This window comes from Paraburkholderia phenoliruptrix, assembly GCF_019511605.1.
In the GTDB taxonomy this organism is placed as follows: domain Bacteria; phylum Pseudomonadota; class Gammaproteobacteria; order Burkholderiales; family Burkholderiaceae; genus Paraburkholderia; species Paraburkholderia phenoliruptrix_A.
Genome location: NZ_JAEUAV010000005.1, coordinates 230946 through 248499 on the forward strand (window position 1 = coordinate 230946; position 17554 = coordinate 248499).

Annotated in this window: 15 protein-coding genes; 11 read left to right on the plus strand and 4 right to left on the minus strand. The window is 63.5% G+C overall.

The genetic code is table 11. The features are described from left to right. Positions 1 to 214: 214 nt before the first annotated feature. The 10 genes from JNB89_RS10115 to JNB89_RS10160 all read left to right on the plus strand — a co-directional run bounded on the left by JNB89_RS10115 (position 215) and on the right by JNB89_RS10160 (position 12028). Positions 215 to 2029 (plus strand): glycosyltransferase family 39 protein, encoded by a 1815-nt coding sequence (locus tag JNB89_RS10115; protein WP_220362083.1) that lies wholly within the window; start codon positions 215 to 217, stop codon positions 2027 to 2029. Positions 2030 to 2054: 25 nt separating this feature from the next. Next, positions 2055 to 2426 (plus strand): SMR family transporter, encoded by a 372-nt coding sequence (locus tag JNB89_RS10120; RefSeq protein WP_013339099.1) that lies wholly within the window; start codon positions 2055 to 2057, stop codon positions 2424 to 2426. Between the two features lie 186 nt (positions 2427 to 2612). Beyond that, positions 2613 to 3773 carry a DegT/DnrJ/EryC1/StrS family aminotransferase gene (locus JNB89_RS10125; protein WP_220362084.1) on the plus strand — a complete coding sequence of 387 codons (1161 nt, stop codon included), beginning with the start codon at positions 2613 to 2615 and terminating at the stop codon, positions 3771 to 3773. 6 nt (positions 3774 to 3779) lie between these two features. Further along, positions 3780 to 4832 carry a glycosyltransferase gene (locus tag JNB89_RS10130; protein ID WP_135893553.1) on the plus strand — a complete coding sequence of 351 codons (1053 nt, stop codon included), beginning with the start codon at positions 3780 to 3782 and terminating at the stop codon, positions 4830 to 4832. Beyond that, on the plus strand, positions 4829 to 5764 hold the full coding sequence (locus JNB89_RS10135; RefSeq protein ID WP_220362085.1) for a formyltransferase: 936 nt from the start codon (positions 4829 to 4831) through the stop codon (positions 5762 to 5764). The genes JNB89_RS10130 and JNB89_RS10135 overlap by 4 nt, the downstream gene beginning before the upstream one ends. Next, positions 5761 to 6807, plus strand: a complete 1047-nt coding sequence (locus tag JNB89_RS10140; RefSeq protein ID WP_013339095.1) for a bifunctional UDP-4-keto-pentose/UDP-xylose synthase — start codon at positions 5761 to 5763, stop codon at positions 6805 to 6807. Before JNB89_RS10135 ends, JNB89_RS10140 begins: the two co-directional genes overlap by 4 nt. 9 nt (positions 6808 to 6816) lie before the next feature. Beyond that, a complete protein-coding gene (locus tag JNB89_RS10145; RefSeq protein ID WP_220362086.1) occupies positions 6817 to 7710 on the plus strand; it encodes a polysaccharide deacetylase family protein in 894 nt (297 codons plus the stop codon). Between the two features lie 188 nt (positions 7711 to 7898). After that, a complete protein-coding gene (locus JNB89_RS10150; protein WP_220362087.1) occupies positions 7899 to 8360 on the plus strand; it encodes a peroxiredoxin in 462 nt (153 codons plus the stop codon). A 356-nt stretch (positions 8361 to 8716) separates the two neighbouring features. Beyond that, positions 8717 to 10558 carry a PhoH family protein gene (locus JNB89_RS10155; RefSeq protein ID WP_135893549.1) on the plus strand — a complete coding sequence of 614 codons (1842 nt, stop codon included), beginning with the start codon at positions 8717 to 8719 and terminating at the stop codon, positions 10556 to 10558. 216 nt (positions 10559 to 10774) lie between these two features. After that, the gene (locus tag JNB89_RS10160; RefSeq protein WP_220362088.1) at positions 10775 to 12028 is read left to right on the plus strand and encodes an NlpC/P60 family protein; all 1254 of its coding nucleotides are present in this window, start codon (positions 10775 to 10777) and stop codon (positions 12026 to 12028) included. 37 nt (positions 12029 to 12065) lie between these two features. Here the strand turns inward: JNB89_RS10160 and rfaE1 are convergent, their stop codons facing one another. Next, a complete protein-coding gene (gene rfaE1, locus JNB89_RS10165) occupies positions 12066 to 12992 on the minus strand; it encodes a D-glycero-beta-D-manno-heptose-7-phosphate kinase (protein WP_218741497.1) in 927 nt (308 codons plus the stop codon). A gap of 297 nt (positions 12993 to 13289) precedes the next feature. Here rfaE1 and JNB89_RS10170 point away from each other — a divergent pair, with 297 nt between their 5' ends. Then, positions 13290 to 14096 carry an SDR family oxidoreductase gene (locus JNB89_RS10170; protein ID WP_135893545.1) on the plus strand — a complete coding sequence of 269 codons (807 nt, stop codon included), beginning with the start codon at positions 13290 to 13292 and terminating at the stop codon, positions 14094 to 14096. 215 nt (positions 14097 to 14311) lie between these two features. Here JNB89_RS10170 and JNB89_RS10175 read toward each other — a convergent pair whose 3' ends face one another. The 3 genes from JNB89_RS10175 to JNB89_RS10185 all read right to left on the minus strand — a co-directional run bounded on the left by JNB89_RS10175 (position 14312) and on the right by JNB89_RS10185 (position 17494). Next, on the minus strand, positions 14312 to 15322 hold the full coding sequence (locus JNB89_RS10175; RefSeq protein ID WP_013339088.1) for an inorganic phosphate transporter: 1011 nt from the start codon (positions 15320 to 15322) through the stop codon (positions 14312 to 14314). After that, on the minus strand, positions 15322 to 15948 hold the full coding sequence (locus JNB89_RS10180) for a DUF47 domain-containing protein (protein ID WP_013339087.1): 627 nt from the start codon (positions 15946 to 15948) through the stop codon (positions 15322 to 15324). The genes JNB89_RS10175 and JNB89_RS10180 overlap by 1 nt, the downstream gene beginning before the upstream one ends. A gap of 160 nt (positions 15949 to 16108) precedes the next feature. Continuing rightward, entirely contained in the window at positions 16109 to 17494 is a 1386-nt protein-coding gene (locus JNB89_RS10185; protein WP_013339086.1) for a replicative DNA helicase, read from the minus strand. Positions 17495 to 17554: the final 60 nt, after the last annotated feature.

Consider the following 17554-nt stretch of genomic DNA (forward strand, 5'->3'; position numbering starts at 1 on the left):
ACGCCAATGACCGTCCGTCCGGCCAGCGTTCCATCGCGCGCACGCCGAAAGCCGCTGACCGCGAGTTTCGCGCACCTGCCGCCTGGCCTGCCCTCGCCGTGCCCCGCACGATCACGTACACTGCGCGCCATCCGCGCACGGGCAGCCGCCTGCCGGCATTTCCGAATAACAACGCAGCGCCGCGCAAGCAGCGTTGCCAGAAAGGTTTAAATCCATGAACGATACGCCGTCCAGGCTACCGCTCAACCGCACTACGATCCTGTTACTGGTGCTGGTCCTTGCCCTTATCTGGTTCGTGCCGCTCGGCTGGCGCCATCTGCTGCCAAGCGACGAGGGCCGCTACGCCGAAATGGCCCGCGAGATGTTCGTGACCGGCGACTGGATCACGCCGCGCTATAACGGCTACAAATATTTCGAAAAGCCGCCGCTGCAGACCTGGGCAAACGCGCTCACCTTCGCGTGGTTCGGCATCGGCGAATGGCAGGCGCGGCTCTATACGGCGCTGACAGGTTTTGCCGGCGTGCTGCTGATCGGCTACACCGGCGCGCGGGTATTCAATGCGGCGACCGGCGTGTTCGCCGCACTGGTGCTGGCGACCTCGCCGTACTGGAATCTGATGGGCCACTTCAACACGCTCGACATGGGCCTGTCGTTCTGGATGGAACTGACGCTGTGCGCGCTGCTGCTTGCGCAGCGCCCGAACCTCACCGTTTCGTGCGTGCGCGGCTGGATGTGGCTGTGCTGGGCGTCAATGGCGCTCGCGGTGCTCTCCAAGGGCCTTGTCGGCGTGATCCTGCCGGGCGCCGTACTGGTGCTCTATACGTTGATTGCGCGTGACTGGGCGGTCTGGAAACGCCTGCATCTGATCGGCGGCCTGCTCGTGTTCTTCGCGATCGTCACGCCGTGGTTCGTGCTGGTGCAGGAGCGCAATCCGGAATTCCTCAATTTCTTCTTCGTCGTTCAGCAGTTCAAACGCTATCTGACGCCTGAGCAGAACCGCCCCGGGCCGTTCTATTATTTCGTGCCGGTGCTGATCATCGGTTTCCTGCCGTGGCTTTCGGTCACCGTGCAAAGCGTGCGTCACGCATGGCGTCTGCCGCGCCAGCCGAACGGCTTCGCGCCGGTCACGTTGATGTTCGTCTGGACCGGCTTCATTTTCCTGTTCTTCAGCGCGTCGCACTCCAAGCTGCTGTCGTACACGCTGCCTGTCGCGCCGGCCATCGCGCTTCTGATCGGCATGTATCTGCCGCTCGTCACGCGCGGGCAGTTGCGCCGTCATCTGACGGGCTATGCGCTATTTCTCGTAGTGGCCGCGTTTGCCGCGCTTTTTCTGCCGCGCTTTGGCAGCGCGCGCAATCCGACCGAAATTTACGCTGCGTACCGCAGCTGGGTGCTCGCGGCGCTCGCGGTGGCCTTCGCGCTTACACTCGCGGCGCTCTGGCTCAATCGACGCAGCCGCGCCGCCAGTCTCGGTGCGATCGCGAGTTTCGGCGCCGCGTGGCTGCTGCTCGGCACGATTGCGGGCACGGGTCACGACGTATTCGGGCGGCTTAGCTCCGGCGCGCCGCTCGCGCCCGCCATCAAGGCGCAAATGGCGAAATTGCCCGCCGACACGCCGTTCTACTCCGTCGGCGTGCTCGACCACACATTGCCGTTCTACATCGGCCATACGATGACGATGGTCGAGCATCCGGATGAACTGGCGTTCGGGGTGTCGGTGGAGCCGCAGAAATGGCTGCCTTCGGTGCAGGCATGGGAAGAGCGCTGGAGGGCCGACCGCTATGCGCTCGCGCTGCTTCCGCCGCAGACTTACGACAGACTCCTGAGCGAAGGTCTGCCGATGCAGATAATTGCCCGCGACTCGCGCCGCGTGGTGGTGATGAAGCCGCTCACGGCGCAGCCGGCGGCATCTGCATCTGCGTCCGCATCTGCATCTGCTGCGACGTCGGCACCCGCAGCGTCGGACGCCTCGGCCACGCCGGCAACTCCGCCCGCACCCGCCGCGTCGGCAGCCAAACCGCAGTCATGACGCCATATCAGGATCCTGAGCTCAGATGAACCCGATTTCCCTCTTTTGCATCCTCGCCGGCGTCACGTTGAACGCCGGCGCGCAATTGCTGCTCAAAGCCGGAACGAATGCCGTTGGACACTTTGAATTCAGCCGTGCGAACATCCTGCCCATCGCCTTTCGAATGGCGACGCAACCGCCGATCATCGGCGGCCTCGCCTGCTATGTGATCAGCGTGGTGGTGTGGATCGTCGGACTGTCGCGCGTGGACGTGTCGATCGCTTATCCGATGCTGTCGCTCGGCTACGTCGTCAATGCGTTCGCCGCGTGGTATCTGTTCGGCGAAGTGCTGTCGGTGCAGAAACTGGTCGGCATCGGCGTGATCCTCGTGGGCGTGGCGATAGTCGCCCGCAGCTAGGCGCCCGGCGCCACGCGCCGCAACAAGACAACGTAAGCCGGCCTTCATGCCGGGCAAGCAAAACGTAAGGTCGATCGCGGTATGCTTCGCGGTTGCACCCTTTTTTGGCCCAGGCCTCGCGTGGCGCGTCGTGTGTGTCGACGGCGCCGTGCAGGCCCCCGGCCCTTTCGATCGAGCGAAGCATTCATGACCCAGTCAACCGTCCCGCCGCTGCCGTTCCTGCCGTTCGTCAAACCGGAAATCGACGAAGAAACGATTCAAGGCGTAGCCGAGGTGCTGCGCTCCGGCTGGATCACCACCGGCCCGCAGAACCAGAAGTTCGAGGCCGCGCTGTCCGAATTCTGCGGCGGCCGTCCGGTGCGCACCTTCAATTCCGGCACGGCGACACTCGAAATCGGCCTGCGCATTGCAGGCGTCGGCCCCGGCGACGAAGTGATCACCACGCCCGCCTCGTGGGTCTCGACCAGCAATGTGATCTACGAAGTCGGCGCAACGCCGGTGTTCGCGGACATCGACCCGGTAACGCGCAACATCGACCTCGACAAGCTTGAGCAGGCCATCACCCCGCGCACCAAGGCGCTCATCCCGGTTTATCTGTCCGGCCTGCCCGTCGACATGGACCGCCTCTACGCGATTGCCCGCGCACACAAGCTGCGCGTGGTGGAAGACGCCGCACAGGCGTTCGGCTCGACGTGGAAGGGCCAGCGCATCGGCGCGATTGGCGACATGGTCTCCTTTAGCTTCCACGCGAACAAGAATCTGACGTCGGTCGAAGGCGGCGCCCTCGTGCTGAACAACGAGGAAGAAGCCGTCCTCGCGCAGAAGTACCGGCTGCAAGGCATTACCCGCACCGGCTTCGACGGCATGGACTGCGACGTGCTCGGCGGCAAGTACAACCTCACGGACGTTGCCGCGCGCGTCGGCCTCGGGCAGTTGCCGCATCTGGACCGTTTTCTCGCGCAGCGCCACAAGCTGGTGCGCGCGTACTACGCCGGCTTCGAGGGCGGCGCGGCAGTGAAACTGGGCGTCGGCCTGCCGTTCGCCGACTTCGAGAACAGCAACTGGCACATGTTCCAGATCACGCTGCCGCTGGAAAAGCTTTCGCTCGACCGCGCCGGTTTCATGGGACAGTTGAAGGAACGCGGCATCGGCTCGGGCGTGCACTACCCGGCCATTCACCTGTTCTCGCTGTATCGCGCGCGCGGCTTCGCGCCCGGCATGTTCCCGCATGCCGAGCGTTTCGGCGCCACCAACGTCACGCTGCCGCTGTTCACGCTGATGAACGAAGGCGACGTGGAGCGCGTATGCCGCGCGGTCAACGAAATTTGCGAACAATACGGAAAGTAAGCGGAAATGATTTATACGGAACAACGCGCCGTCACGCCGGAAGTGTCGATCATCATTCCGGTGTACAACGAGGAAGCCGGACTGGCAGCGCTCTTCGCGCGGCTTTACCCGGCGCTCGACGCGCTCGGCACGTCCTATGAAGTGATCTTCATCAACGACGGCAGCCGCGACAAATCTCCCGCGCTGCTCGCCGAGCAGTTCCGCGCGCGCCCGGACACAACCCGCGTGATCCTGCTCAACGGCAATTACGGGCAGCACATGGCGATCCTCGCGGGCTTCGAGCAGTCGCGCGGCGAGATCGTCATCACGCTCGACGCCGATCTGCAGAACCCGCCCGAGGAGATCGGCAAGCTCGTGAACAAGATGCACGAGGGCTTCGATTACGTCGGCACCATTCGGCTGCAACGCCAGGACAGCCTGTGGCGCCGCAAAGCGTCGCGCGCGATGAACCGCCTGCGCGAGCGCATTACCCACATCAAGATGACCGACCAGGGCTGCATGCTGCGCGCGTACAGCCGGCACATCATCGACACCATCAATCGTTGCGGCGAAATCAACACCTTCATTCCGGCGCTCGCCTACACGTTCGCGCAGAATCCGGTGGAGATCGAGGTCGCGCACGAGGAGCGCTTCGCAGGCGAATCGAAGTACTCGCTGTATTCGCTGATCCGCCTGAATTTCGACCTGGTGACCGGCTTCTCCGTCGTGCCGCTGCAGTGGCTGTCGTTCATCGGCGTAATCCTGTCGCTCGGCTCGGCGGCGCTCTTCGTGCTGCTGCTGATTCGCCGCTTCATCATCGGCGCGGAAGTTCAGGGCGTGTTCACGCTGTTTGCGATTACGTTCTTCCTGCTGGGCGTGATCATCTTCGCGCTCGGGCTGCTCGGCGAGTACATCGGGCGGATTTATCAGCAGGTGCGCGCGCGCCCGCGCTATCTGGTGCAGACCATTCTCGAAGAGCGCAACGGCACCGCGGTGGCGGACGTGCCGCGCCAGACGGTGGTGCAGGCGATTCGGCCGGCGCCCATCGCCGAGGAGCGCAACGAGGGTCCTGACCGATGAAACCGCGCGCCGTCGTATTCGCGTATCACAACGTCGGCGTGCGCTGCCTGCAGGTGCTGCTCGCGCGCGGCGTGGAGGTGGCGCTCGTCGTCACCCACGAGGACAGCCCGACCGAGAACATCTGGTTCGGCAGCGTCGCGAGCGTGGCGGCCGAGCACGGCATTGCCGTCGTGACGCCCGCCGATCCGAAAAGCCCAGAATTGCGTGCAGCCATTAGCGCGGCGCGCCCGGACTTCATTTTTTCGTTCTACTACCGCCACATGCTGCCGGTCGACCTGCTCGCGCTCGCCGCGCGCGGCGCCTACAACATGCACGGCTCGCTGCTGCCCAAGTACCGGGGCCGGGTGCCCACCAACTGGGCGGTGCTGCACGGCGAAACCGAAACCGGCGCGACGCTGCACGAAATGGCCGCCAAGCCCGACGCGGGCGCGATCATTGCGCAGACGCCCGTGCCGATCCTGCCGGACGACACCGCCGCGCAAGTGTTCGACAAGGTCACCGTGGCCGCCGAGCAGACCCTGTGGCGCGTGCTGCCCGCGCTGCTCGCGGGCGAGGCGCCGCATCTGCCGAACGATCTGTCGCACGGCAGCTATTTCGGCGGGCGCAAGCCCGAAGACGGCCGCATCGACTGGAGCCAGCCGGCACAGCAGGTGTACAACCTGATTCGCGCGGTCGCGCCGCCCTATCCCGGCGCGTTTACCGACATCGACGGCCGCCGTTTCGTGGTTGCGCGCGCGCGCCTCGCGACGCCCGGCGCGCTTCGCTCCGATTTGCCGCCGGGCCTGCACGTAAGCGATAATGCCGTTTTCGCGATATGCGGCGACGGTCGCGCGATCGCGGTCCACGAATTGCGGCACCAGCACGACGGCAGCGAAACCGTCGTCACCCCGGCCGAATTCGCCCAGTTCCTCCAAACTCCCCGACATTTATGAAGAAAGTCCTGATCCTGGGTGTGAACGGCTTCATCGGCCATCACCTGTCCAAACGCATTCTCGAAACGACCGATTGGGAAGTCTTCGGGATGGACATGCAGACAGAACGTCTGGGCGATCTCATCAATCATGAGCGGATGCACTTTTTCGAAGGCGACATCACGATCAACAAGGAGTGGGTCGAATATCACATCAGGAAGTGCGATGTGATTCTGCCGCTGGTCGCGATCGCCACGCCCGCCACCTACGTGAAGCAGCCGCTGCGCGTGTTCGAACTCGACTTCGAGGCGAACCTGCCGATCGTGCGCTCGGCCGTCAAGTACGGCAAGCACCTCGTGTTTCCGTCCACCTCCGAGGTCTACGGCATGTGCACGGACGAGCAGTTCGATCCGGAAGAATCGCAACTGTCGTATGGCCCGATCAACAAGCCACGCTGGATCTATGCGTGCTCGAAGCAGTTGATGGACCGCGTGATCTGGGGCTACGGCATGGAGGGCCTGAACTTCACGCTGTTCCGTCCGTTCAACTGGATCGGCCCGGGCCTCGACTCGATCTACACGCCGAAGGAAGGCAGCTCGCGCGTGGTCACGCAGTTCCTCGGCCATATCGTGCGCGGCGAGAACATCAGCCTCGTGGACGGCGGCGCGCAAAAGCGCGCGTTCACGGATATCGACGACGGCATCGGCGCGCTGATGAAGATCATCGAGAACAAGAACGGCGTGGCGACGGGCAAGATCTACAACATCGGCAATCCGACCAACAACTTCTCGGTGCGCGAGCTCGCACACAAGATGCTCGCGCTTGCGGCTGAATTCCCCGAATACGCAGACAGCGCCAAGCAGGTGCAACTGGTCGAGACCTCGTCCGGTGCGTACTACGGCGCGGGCTATCAGGACGTGCAGAACCGCGTGCCGAAGATCGACAACACGATGCAGGAACTCGGCTGGGCGCCCAAGTCGACCTTCGACGAAGCGCTGCGCAAGATTTTCGAAGCGTATCGGGGCCATGTTGCTGAAGCGCGCGCACTCGTCGAACAGCAATAAGGGCTGATCTTGGCCCGTATCGTGCTGAAGATCGACGTCGACACGCTGCGCGGCACCCGCGAAGGCGTGCCGAACCTCGCGCGTATCTTCGACCGCTTCAAGGCGCGCGCCACTTTCCTCTTCAGCCTCGGGCCCGACCACACCGGTTGGGCGATGCGCCGCGTGCTGCGCCCGGGCTTCCTGCAGAAAGTGTCGCGCACCTCGGTGGTCGAGCACTACGGGCTCAGGCAGTTGATGTACGGCGTGCTGCTGCCGGGGCCGGACATCGGCGTGAAAGCGTCGGCAGAAATGCGCGCGATTCACGAAGCCGGTTTCGAGTGCGGCATCCACACGTGGGACCACGTGTACTGGCAGGACAACGTTCGCTCGAAAGACCGCGCGTGGACAGCCGCACAAATGCAGAAAAGCTACGCGCGCTTCGTCGATATTTTCGGCGCGCCGCCCGTCACGCACGGCGCGGCAGGCTGGCAGATGAACGGCCATGCGTTCGAGCAGATCGACGCCTGGGGCATGCACTACGCGTCCGACGGCCGCGGCCATTCGCCGTACCTGCCGGTCGTGGACGGCAAGACGCTCGCTCACGTGCAAATGCCGACCACGCTGCCCACGCTCGACGAAGTGCTCGGCGTGAACGGGGTGGACGAACACAACGTCGCCGCCTTCATGTTGACGCACACGGAAAACAATCCGCACGATCAGGTCTTCACGCTGCACGCGGAACTGGAAGGCCAGAAGCTCGCGCCAATCTTCGAGCAATTGCTGGAAGGCTGGCGGGCGCAAGGCCACACGTTTGCGACCATGGGCGACTACCACGCGGCGCTGGACCGCAGCGCGCTGCCATCGTACCCTGTTACGTGGGGCGAAATTCCAGGGCGCTCCGGCGAGCTGATCGTCCAGCCATGACGGGTCGGCCGGCCTGCCGGACCGACACAACCGCTGGCTTGCGGTCCGCCAACCCCGCCCTGACGAGCCCAGCCGCCACGCGAGCGTGTGCGTACCGGCAGCCCCTCCCAAAAAATGTCTCGATGCCAGGTCCGCGCCGCCGTGACGGATTCACGCGGCGGCGCCGACCATCACAACCGGAGAATCTTGTGCCCATCGCAGTCGATCAACCTATCCCCGACTTCACCGCTGCCGCTACCGGAGGTGAGATCACGCTGTCCAGTCTGCGGGGTAAGAAGGTGGTGCTGTATTTTTATCCGAAGGACAACACGCCGGGCTGCACGACCGAAGGTCTGCAGTTCCGCGATCTGTATCCGAAGTTCAAGAAGGCCGGCAGCGAGATTCTCGGCGTCTCGCGCGACAGCCTGCGCTCCCATGAGAACTTCAAGGCGAAGCTCGAACTGCCCTTCCCGCTCATCTCCGACCCGGAAGAAAAGCTGTGCGCGCTCTTTAACGTCATCAAAATGAAGAAAATGTATGGCAAGGAAGTACGGGGAATCGAACGCTCCACCTTTCTCATCGACGCCGACGGCGTGCTTCGCGCAGAGTGGCGCGGCGTGAAAGTGCCCGGCCATGTCGAGGACATTCTGGAGGCTGTACAAGCGCTGTGAGGCGCGCTATATTGGGTTGCAATGAGTGCCTGTCCATCCCAAATTTTTCGCTGCTGCGCAAGGCTTGACGGTCGTGTCGGTCATGGCAACCGATCCGTCGAAGTCGTGAGGCGCAACGCGAACACCGTAGGCGAGCCGCTTGCCCCGTACGACGGGGCGGCGGCTTTTTTAATTGCGCGCAGCCGTTCGTTCACTCGGCCGCGCGCTTTCCGTTAAGGAGCCGATCGAAGAAGAGGCGAACTGGCATCTTTAGACCGAATGCGCGCCTCCGGGCGCAAACTGCGTGCGCGACATCGGCACCGGCAGAATGCGACAGGCGGCGCACGATATGTGACCCGATTATTCCGAGGGAAACCATGCCTTTGCCTACCCCCCCGAGCAAGCTCGGCAATCTCCTGCCACCTGACGAATACAAGGCCAAGGCCGCCACTCCGGCGCGCTCAGCAGCAAAGAAACAGCCCGAGGGAGAGTCCGCGGAACCGGCCGACTACGGTCGCGCGAACGTCGCCACGCCCATGGCGCATGCCGCCAATGCGGCGACCACCTTGCGACCCGTGCCGGCGTCGTCGGCTTCCGCTGCAGCGTCTACTGCCGCGGGCGAGACCGCTCAGGCACGCGGCGCGTCGGGCTCCGGCCGCAAGACGAGGCAAACCGCCGCGCTGCTGCAGCCGGTTCCGGCAGCCGAGCCGCAGCCGGTCGTCGCGCGCAAGCCCGGCGCGAAAGAGCCCGTGGCCAGCACGGCCGCCGCAGCGCCCACCGCGCGCGGCACCAGCAAGAAACGCGGTGCGGCTGCGCAGCCGGTCGAGATCCAGAAGCTTTTCGTGCTCGACACGAACGTGCTGATGCACGACCCGAGCTGCCTGTTCCGCTTCGAGGAACACGACGTCTATCTGCCCATGATGACGTTGGAAGAGCTCGACAACCACAAGAAGGGCATGTCGGAAGTCGCGCGTAACGCCCGCCAGGTGAGCCGCACGCTCGACGCGCTGGTCGCGAACGCAGGCAACATGTCCGACGGCATCTCGCTTGCACGTCTGGGCAGCCGCGAGGCGTCCGGGCGCCTGTACTTCCAGACGAAGCTGACGGCCATCGAGCCGGTCGAAGGTCTGCCGGAAGGCAAGGCCGACAATCAGATTCTCGGCGTGGTGCGCGCGTTGCAGCGCGACCGTTCGGATCGCCAGGTCGTGCTGGTGTCGAAGGACATCAACATGCGCATCAAGGCGCATGCGCTCGGCTTGCCGGCCGAAGATTACTTCAACGACCAGGTGCTCGAAGACAGCGACTTGCTGTACTCGGGCATCCGCGCGTTGCCGCAAGACTTCTGGACGCGGCACGCGAAGGGCATGGAGAGCTGGCAGGACACCAAGACCGGCACCACGTATTACCGCGTGACCGGGCCGCTGTGTCCGTCGATGCTCGTCAACGAATTCGTCTATCTGGAGCCGCAGAACGGCGAGCCGGCCTTTCACGCGCTGGTGCGCGAACTGAACGGCAAGACGGCGCTGCTGCAAACGCTACGTGATTACGGCCACCACAAGAACAACGTGTGGGGCATTACCGCGCGCAACCGCGAGCAGAACTTCGCGCTGAATCTGTTGATGAACCCCGAGATCGACTTCGTGACGCTGCTGGGTCAGGCGGGCACCGGCAAAACGCTGGTCGCGCTCGCAGCGGGACTCGCGCAGGTGCTCGACGACAAACGCTACAACGAGATCATCGTCACGCGTGCGACGGTGCCCGTCGGCGAGGACATCGGCTTCCTGCCTGGTACAGAAGAGGAAAAAATGCAGCCGTGGATGGGTGCATTCGACGACAACCTCGAAGTGCTGCAGAAAACCGATGACGCTGCCGGCGAATGGGGCCGCGCCGCTACGCAGGAACTGATCCGCTCGCGCCTGAAGATCAAGAGCATGAATTTCATGCGCGGCCGTACGTTCGTGGACAAGTATCTGATCATCGACGAGGCGCAAAACCTTACGCCCAAGCAGATGAAAACGCTCGTCACGCGTGCAGGCCCGGGCACGAAGATCATCTGCCTCGGCAACATCGCGCAGATCGATACGCCGTATCTGACGGAAGGCAGTTCGGGTTTGACGTACGTGGTCGACCGCTTCAAGGGCTGGGCACACAGCGGTCACGTGACGCTGGCGCGCGGCGAACGTTCGCGCCTTGCGGATTACGCGTCGGAAATCCTTTAAAAATCAAACGGCTGCCTGTAACGGGCGGCGCAACAGTGAGCCGCGCCCCGAGCATTCGGGGCGCGGCTTTTTTCTGCCTGTTGCGTCTTTGGCGAGCAACACTTAGCGCAGCAACTTCAAGTAATTTGTCAAGAGTTCTTGCCGCTTTTGCGTTTCACCGGCTACCATCCGGACATCGTCCGCCTTTAAACGAGCGTTTACCGCCCTCTGCCCTTCATGCGCCGACTCGCCTTTTCACTGCTGACCGTCCTGCTGCTCGCCGCATGTGCCGGCGCGCCGCAGAAGACCTCGCGCAGTTCGGGAAGCCCGGTTGTCGTGGCGAACGGCACGTATCGGGCGCCGCCGCCGGGTTTTCCCAACTTCGTGGATCACAGCATCGGCCGCGAGGAAATTTCGATTCAGGCTATGAGCCTTGTCGGCGTGCCCTACCGTTGGGGCGGCAACACGCCGGACAGCGGCTTCGATTGCAGCGGCCTCGTTCGCTATGTGGTGGCGCGCGCCGCCTCGGTGAACCTGCCGCGCACGACCGCGGATATGAGCGGGCGGGGCGAATCCGTCGAACCTGACGAAATAGCGCCCGGCGACCTGATCTTTTTCAACACGACCGGGCGCCCCCATTCGCACGTAGGCATCTACGTGGGCAAACTGCGCTTTGTCAACGCGCCGTCGACGGGCGGCACCGTGCGGCTCGATTACTTGACCAACCCCTATTGGGCAAAGCGGTTTGACGGTATCCGCCGGGTGGCTGGGCCGGCCGCGAAGCCCGCGCCATTCGACGCGCCGAGCTACCAGGCGGCCACGCCGCAGCCGGAGCGGGCAGCGGCGCTGGCGGCGGCAAGTGCGTACGGCGGTGCTCGGGCGAGCGCGGCGAATGCGCCGTCGGGCGCCGGCAGATCGGCTGCGAGTTATGCCGCCGCTTCCTCGCCTTCGCAAGACAGCGCTCGGGCCGCAGCGGCGGCTGAGCCGCGCACGCCGTCGACGGCAACTACGGATCCCGCCGTGGCCGCGCTGCCCACGACGCGGGCGCCGCAAGCCGATCCGTTCGAACCGCCGCCACCGGGAATGAGTGCAGCGCAATTGCAGGCGCGCGCAGCGGGCGCGGTTTCGCCGACGCCGGTGGCCCCTTCGGCAACGACTGCATACGACAGCAGCGCTCCCGCGCCTCTCCAGGCCGCCGCTGCAGCACGCTCGGCGACCCAGCCAGCAAGCGCCGGCGCACCCGATGCGATCGACGCAGCCGCCGATGCGTTCGAGCCCCCGCCGCCCGCTTCCGTCGCCGCTCGCCAGGCACGCGTCGCTCAGCAAAGCCAGCAGACGCAGCAGGCCCCGCTCGCTCAGCAAGCGAATCAGCCGCGAACCGACGACGGCGCCGTGCAGATCATGCGAGCGTCGACCGCCTCGCGCAGCGTACCCGCCCCGTCCCAAACGAACGACGACCCGATTGCCCGGTTCGCCAACGGCAACTTCTAACGCGAGGAACGGCCGATCGCTGACGCGGCAGCGCCGTTCAGACGCGCTGCGTGAGTTCGTCGAGCGTAATGGGCGCGGTGCCGACTTTGCCGACCACGATACCGGCTGCCACGTTGGCGAGCCGCGCGGCGCTTTCGACGTCGTGGCCCGCTGCCAACGCGGCGGCCATCGTGGCGATGACCGTGTCGCCGGCGCCGGACACGTCGTAGACTTCGCGCGCCTGCGCCGGGATGCGGATGTGGCGATTCCCGACAAAGAGGCTCATGCCCTCCTCCGAGCGCGTGACAAGCAACGCGGCCAGCTCGAACTCGTCGCGCAGCGCGAACGCGCGCCGCTCGAAGTCGGCCTCGCAGGTCCACTTGCCTGCTGCCTGCGCGAATTCGTCGCGATTCGGCGTGATGAGGCTCGCGCCGCGGTAGATCGAGTAATCCGGCCCTTTCGGATCGATCAGGATGGTCGCGCCGGCGGACCTCGCATCGGACATCATCAGGGATAGATGAGCGAGCCCGCCCTTGCCGTAGTCCGAGAATACGACGGTCTTGCAGGCTTTCAACTTCTCACGGAATTGCGCCACCAGCGGAAACAGCAACTCGTGGTTTGGACGCTGCTCGAAATCGGCGCGCACGATCTGCTGGTTGCGCGAAATGACACGCAGCTTGACGGTGGTTTGCAGCGCCGCGTCGCGCAAAAACGTGCAACGAACATTGCGCGATTCCAGCAATGCCTGCAACGCGCGCCCGTCCGGATCGTCGCCGACCACCGACAGCAGTGTGACGTGTGCGCCCAGATTCACCACGTTGATGGCCACGTTGGCAGCGCCGCCCGCCACGTCGCCGGTGCGCTGAATGTGGACCACGGGCACCGGCGCCTCGGGCGAAATGCGCGTGCTGTCTCCAAACCAGTATCGGTCCAGCATCACGTCACCCGCAACGATGACCGACGCCGACGAGCAATCCAGACTCAATTTGCGGCTCCTTCAGAATGACTACTTTTTCGACAGAGAAACATTGGTCGACCGCATGGCCAAATACTTCGTCATACTGACGAATCTGACAGCGAAAAACGCACACATTGTCACAAATGAGATGGCGGCCCCAAGCGGCGCTGACGCCTTGGCGCAACGGTCACGATCAATCGGATTTTTCCGATTGACCTACGGCGAACACTACAGCGAACACCGCCCGGCGACGCGGTTGGTTCAACACGCGGGCGTCGCCGATCTGCTATCGTCATCGGTATTCTTCTGAAGCGGGTGACGACAATGGATCTCGGGCTGAAAGAAAAAGTGGTGTTGGTTACAGGCGGCAGCAAGGGTATCGGCTTTGCATGCGCGCGGGCTTTCGCACTGGAAGGCGCGAAAGTTGCAATCGTGTCGCGCGATCCGGCCAATCTGGCGCGTGCGTACGAACAGTTGAAGGCGGAAGGCTTACACGTACATCGCACGCGCGCCGACCTGCATGAGCCGCACAGCGCGGCGGACATCGTCGAAGAAGTCAGCACGGCGCTTGGTCCTATTGACGTGCTCGTTAACAGCGCCGGCGCGGCGCGCCGCTACGACCCGGAAGCGCTCGATGCCGACGCGTTCCGCGCGACGATGGAAGCCAAGTATTTCCCTTACATCTATCCGCAGCAGGAAGTGCTGCGCCGCATGGCGGAGCGCGCGAAGGCCGGCAACAGCGGCGATCCGGGCACGGTCGTGAACATTATCGGTATGGGCGGCAAAGTGGCGAGCGATATTCATATTGCAGGCGGCGCCGCCAATGCCGCGCTGATGCTGGCCACCGTCGGCCTTGCCCACTACTACGCGCGTTTCGGCATTCGGATCAACGCGATCAACCCCGGCGCGACGCTCACGGAGCGCGTCGAAGAAGCCGCGAAACTGGAGGCCGCGCAGCAAGGTGTGGAAACCGCCGAGGCGCTGGCCCGCGGCCAGGCCAAGGTGCCGCTCGGGCGCTACGCGAAACCGGAGGAAATTGCAGATGTCGCGCTGTTCCTGGCAAGCCGCCGCGCGAGCTATGTGACGGGCGCGATCGTGCCGATGGATGGCGGGAGCACGCCGATGATTTAGGTTAGGAGCGGCTCTGCCTTACGAGGGCCTTCTCGGGCCTTGTGAGAGCCTTGTGAGACCCTTGCGAGAGCCTTGTGATCCTGTCCAGGCCTTCTGCGGGGCGCGTGGGAGCCTTGTTCGGACTCACTGAGCCGCATGGCGCAGCTTCGCGCCCGCTGGCAAGTACAGTTTCCTGTCTCGCCAGCAAGCGCCGCTTGCGCAGAACTTGCAGAGGCTTACAGGAAGCGGTGGCCCAGCCACCAGGCGGCAGCAGCAAGCGCCGCGGACGCGGGAATCGTCAAAATCCACGCCCACACGATGTTGCCGGCCACCCCCCAGCGAACCGCGCTCAACTTCTGCGTCGCACCGACGCCGACAATCGCGCCGGTGATGGTATGCGTGGTGGACACCGGAATGCCGAGCCACGAGGCGGTGAAAAGCGTGATCGCCCCGCCCGACTCCGCGCAAAATCCGCCGACCGGCTTCAGCTTGGTAATTTTCTGGCCCATGGTACGGACGATTCGCCAACCGCCGAACAAGGTTCCTACACCCATCGACAGATAGCAGCCACCGATTACCCACAGCGGCGGCGCTTCCGCGATGGACGACGCATAGCCGGTGGCGATCAGCAACATCCAGATGATGCCGATGGTTTTTTGCGCGTCGTTGCCGCCATGGCCGAGACTGTAGAGGCCCGCGGACAGCAGTTGCAGACGCCGGAAGCGCCGGTCGACCTTGCTTGGCGGCGTGCGGAAGTAGATCCACGAGACGGCCAGCATGAAAAACGATCCAAGCACGAAACCCAGCAGCGGCGAGACGAAAATGAACGTGACGGTCTTCATCAGGCCGTCGAAATTTAGCGAGCCCCAGCCGGACTTGGCCAGCGCGGAACCGACGAGCCCGCCGATCAGCGCATGCGACGAACTGGACGGAATGCCGTAATGCCACGTAATGACGTTCCAGCCGATCGCGCCGACCAGCGCGCCGAAAATCACGTAGTGATCGACAATGTTAGGGTCGATCGTGCCCTTGCCGACCGTGGCGGCCACCTTGAGGTGAAACACGAAATACGCGATGACGTTGAACGCAGCCGCAAACGCGACTGCCTGCTGCGGCTTCAGCACGCCGGTCGACACCACGGTGGCAATCGAATTGGCCGCGTCGTGAAAGCCGTTCATGAAGTCGAAAATGAGCGCGACGGCGACCAGGGCAGCGACCACCCAGATAGCGAGTTGTATCGATTGCATTATGCGTTTTCCAGCACGATGCCTTCGATGATGTTCGCTACGTCTTCACACTTGTCCGTGATCGTTTCGAGCAGTTCGTAAATTGCCTTGAGCTTGATCAGGGTCTTGACGTTGTCTTCTTCGCGAAAGAGCTTTGACATGGCCGCGCGCAGCACCCGGTCTGCTTCGGATTCGAGGCGGTCGATCTCTTCGCATGCCTTCAGGATCTGGCTTGCCTGCTTCATGTCCGAGAGCAGGCTGACGGCGAACTGCACGCGCTCCGAAGTTGCCGTGCAGATGTGCGCGAGCTGGCTCGCCTCGGACGTGACCGACTGCACGTCGTAAAGGGAAATGGCCGTGGCGACGTCCTCCATCAGGTCGAGGATGTCGTCCATCGTGGTGATCAGCTTGTGGATCTCGTCGCGGTCGAGCGGCGTAATGAAAGTCTTGTGCAGCAGGTCGATAGTTTCGTGGGTGAGCCTGTCCGCGGCCTTTTCGGCTTTCTGCACGTTTTGCTTGTGGGTCTCTGCGTCTTGCAGATTGTCGATCAGCAGCTCCAGCTCGCGGCTTGCCGAGACGATGCACTGTGCGTGCGCGTTGAAAATATCAAAAAACTTGCCCTCGGTGGGCATGAATCGACCGAACATTGGGATCCCGAAAATTGGTCACATAATGGCTGACATAAAACCGCCATATTGTACCGTTGCGGGATCGATGTAGCACTTTGCACAGCACGGTTACAACAGCGCCATTGCGTCGCTACGGCTTTTGCTGATGCTTCGCAAGCGCTGTGTCGGCAAATCGCGCTTACTCGCCGTAGAAATTCTGCGCGCCCGCAAAGTTGTCGAACTTCGTGTATTGACCGTGGAATGTGAGCCGAACAGGCCCGATCGGACCATTCCGCTGCTTGCCGATGATAATTTCGGCAGTGCCTTTGTCCGGGCTGTCGGGGTTATACACTTCGTCCCGGTAGATGAACAGGATCACGTCGGCGTCCTGCTCGATAGCGCCCGATTCGCGCAGGTCCGACATGATCGGCCGCTTGTTCGGACGCTGCTCGAGACCGCGGTTCAGCTGCGACAACGCGATCACCGGCACGTCCAGTTCTTTTGCGAGACCCTTGAGCGAGCGCGAGATTTCCGAAATTTCGGTCGCCCGGTTTTCGCCCGCCGACGAGCCGCTCATCAGCTGCAGATAGTCGATGATGATGAGCCCGAGCTTGCCGCACTGGCGCGAGAGCCGCCGCGCGCGCGAGCGCAGTTCCATCGGGTTGAGACCGCCGGTTTCGTCGATGAAAATTTGCGCCTCGCTCATTTTCTGCACCGCGTGCGTGAGCTTCGGCCAATCTTCGTCTGTCAGACGGCCGGTTCGCATGCGGTGCTGATCCAGACGCCCGACCGAGCCCAGCATACGCATGGTGAGCTGGGAGCCCGGCATTTCCATCGAAAACACCGCAACCGGCAAGCCGTACTCAACCGCGACGTATTCGCCGATATTCATCGAGAATGCCGTCTTACCCATCGACGGGCGTCCGGCCACGATGATCAGCTCCCCGCCGTGCATGCCCGAGGTCATGCGATCGAGGTCGACAAAGCCTGTCGGCGTGCCCGTCACGTCGCTTGGATTGGCCGTGTGATAAAGCGTGTCGATCCGCTCCACCACTTCGGTCAGCAGCGGCCCGATTTCGAGGAAGCCCTGAGTGCCGCGCGCACCGTCTTCCGCAATCGAGAAAACCTTTGACTCCGCTTCGTCCAGCAGTTGCCGGACTTCCTTGCCTTGCGGGTTGAAGGCGTCCGCGGAAATTTCATCGGCCACCGAAACGAGCCGGCGCAGCACCGCGCGGTCGCGCACGATTTCGGCATAGCGCCGGATATTTGCCGCGCTCGGCGTGTTCTGCGCGAGCGCATTCAGATAGGCGAGGCCGCCGACCTCTTCCGCCTTGCCCGAAGTACCGAGCGCTTCGTACACCGTGATGACGTCGGCCGGACGCGTCGCCGCGATCAACTTGCCAATGTGCTCGAAGATGATGCGGTGATCGTAGCGGTAGAAATCGCTCTGCGAGAGGAAATCGGCGATCCGGTCCCACGCGGCGTTATCCAGCAGCAAGCCGCCCAGCACCGACTGCTCGGCCTCGATCGAATGCGGCGGGACTTTCAGCGACTCGAGTTGGGGATCTTTGGACGGTGCGTTCATGGAGAGCAATTATCGTGAAATGTGGCGCGCGCGGCCAGCAGCAAATTCAGAAATAGCGCG

Excerpts from the sequence above, each read along its gene's own strand:
- JNB89_RS10115 (WP_220362083.1), top strand. The coding sequence starts at position 215 with ATGAACGATACGCCGTCCAGGCTACCGCTCAACCGCACTACGATCCTG.
- JNB89_RS10120 (WP_013339099.1), top strand. The coding sequence starts at position 2,055 with ATGAACCCGATTTCCCTCTTTTGCATCCTCGCCGGCGTCACGTTGAAC.
- JNB89_RS10125 (WP_220362084.1), top strand. The coding sequence starts at position 2,613 with ATGACCCAGTCAACCGTCCCGCCGCTGCCGTTCCTGCCGTTCGTCAAA.
- JNB89_RS10130 (WP_135893553.1), top strand. The coding sequence starts at position 3,780 with ATGATTTATACGGAACAACGCGCCGTCACGCCGGAAGTGTCGATCATC.
- JNB89_RS10135 (WP_220362085.1), top strand. The coding sequence starts at position 4,829 with ATGAAACCGCGCGCCGTCGTATTCGCGTATCACAACGTCGGCGTGCGC.
- JNB89_RS10140 (WP_013339095.1), top strand. The coding sequence starts at position 5,761 with ATGAAGAAAGTCCTGATCCTGGGTGTGAACGGCTTCATCGGCCATCAC.
- JNB89_RS10155 (WP_135893549.1), top strand. The coding sequence starts at position 8,717 with ATGCCTTTGCCTACCCCCCCGAGCAAGCTCGGCAATCTCCTGCCACCT.
- JNB89_RS10160 (WP_220362088.1), top strand. The coding sequence starts at position 10,775 with ATGCGCCGACTCGCCTTTTCACTGCTGACCGTCCTGCTGCTCGCCGCA.
- JNB89_RS10170 (WP_135893545.1), top strand. The coding sequence starts at position 13,290 with ATGGATCTCGGGCTGAAAGAAAAAGTGGTGTTGGTTACAGGCGGCAGC.
- JNB89_RS10175 (WP_013339088.1), bottom strand. The coding sequence starts at position 15,322 with ATGCAATCGATACAACTCGCTATCTGGGTGGTCGCTGCCCTGGTCGCC.
- JNB89_RS10180 (WP_013339087.1), bottom strand. The coding sequence starts at position 15,948 with ATGTTCGGTCGATTCATGCCCACCGAGGGCAAGTTTTTTGATATTTTC.
- JNB89_RS10185 (WP_013339086.1), bottom strand. The coding sequence starts at position 17,494 with ATGAACGCACCGTCCAAAGATCCCCAACTCGAGTCGCTGAAAGTCCCG.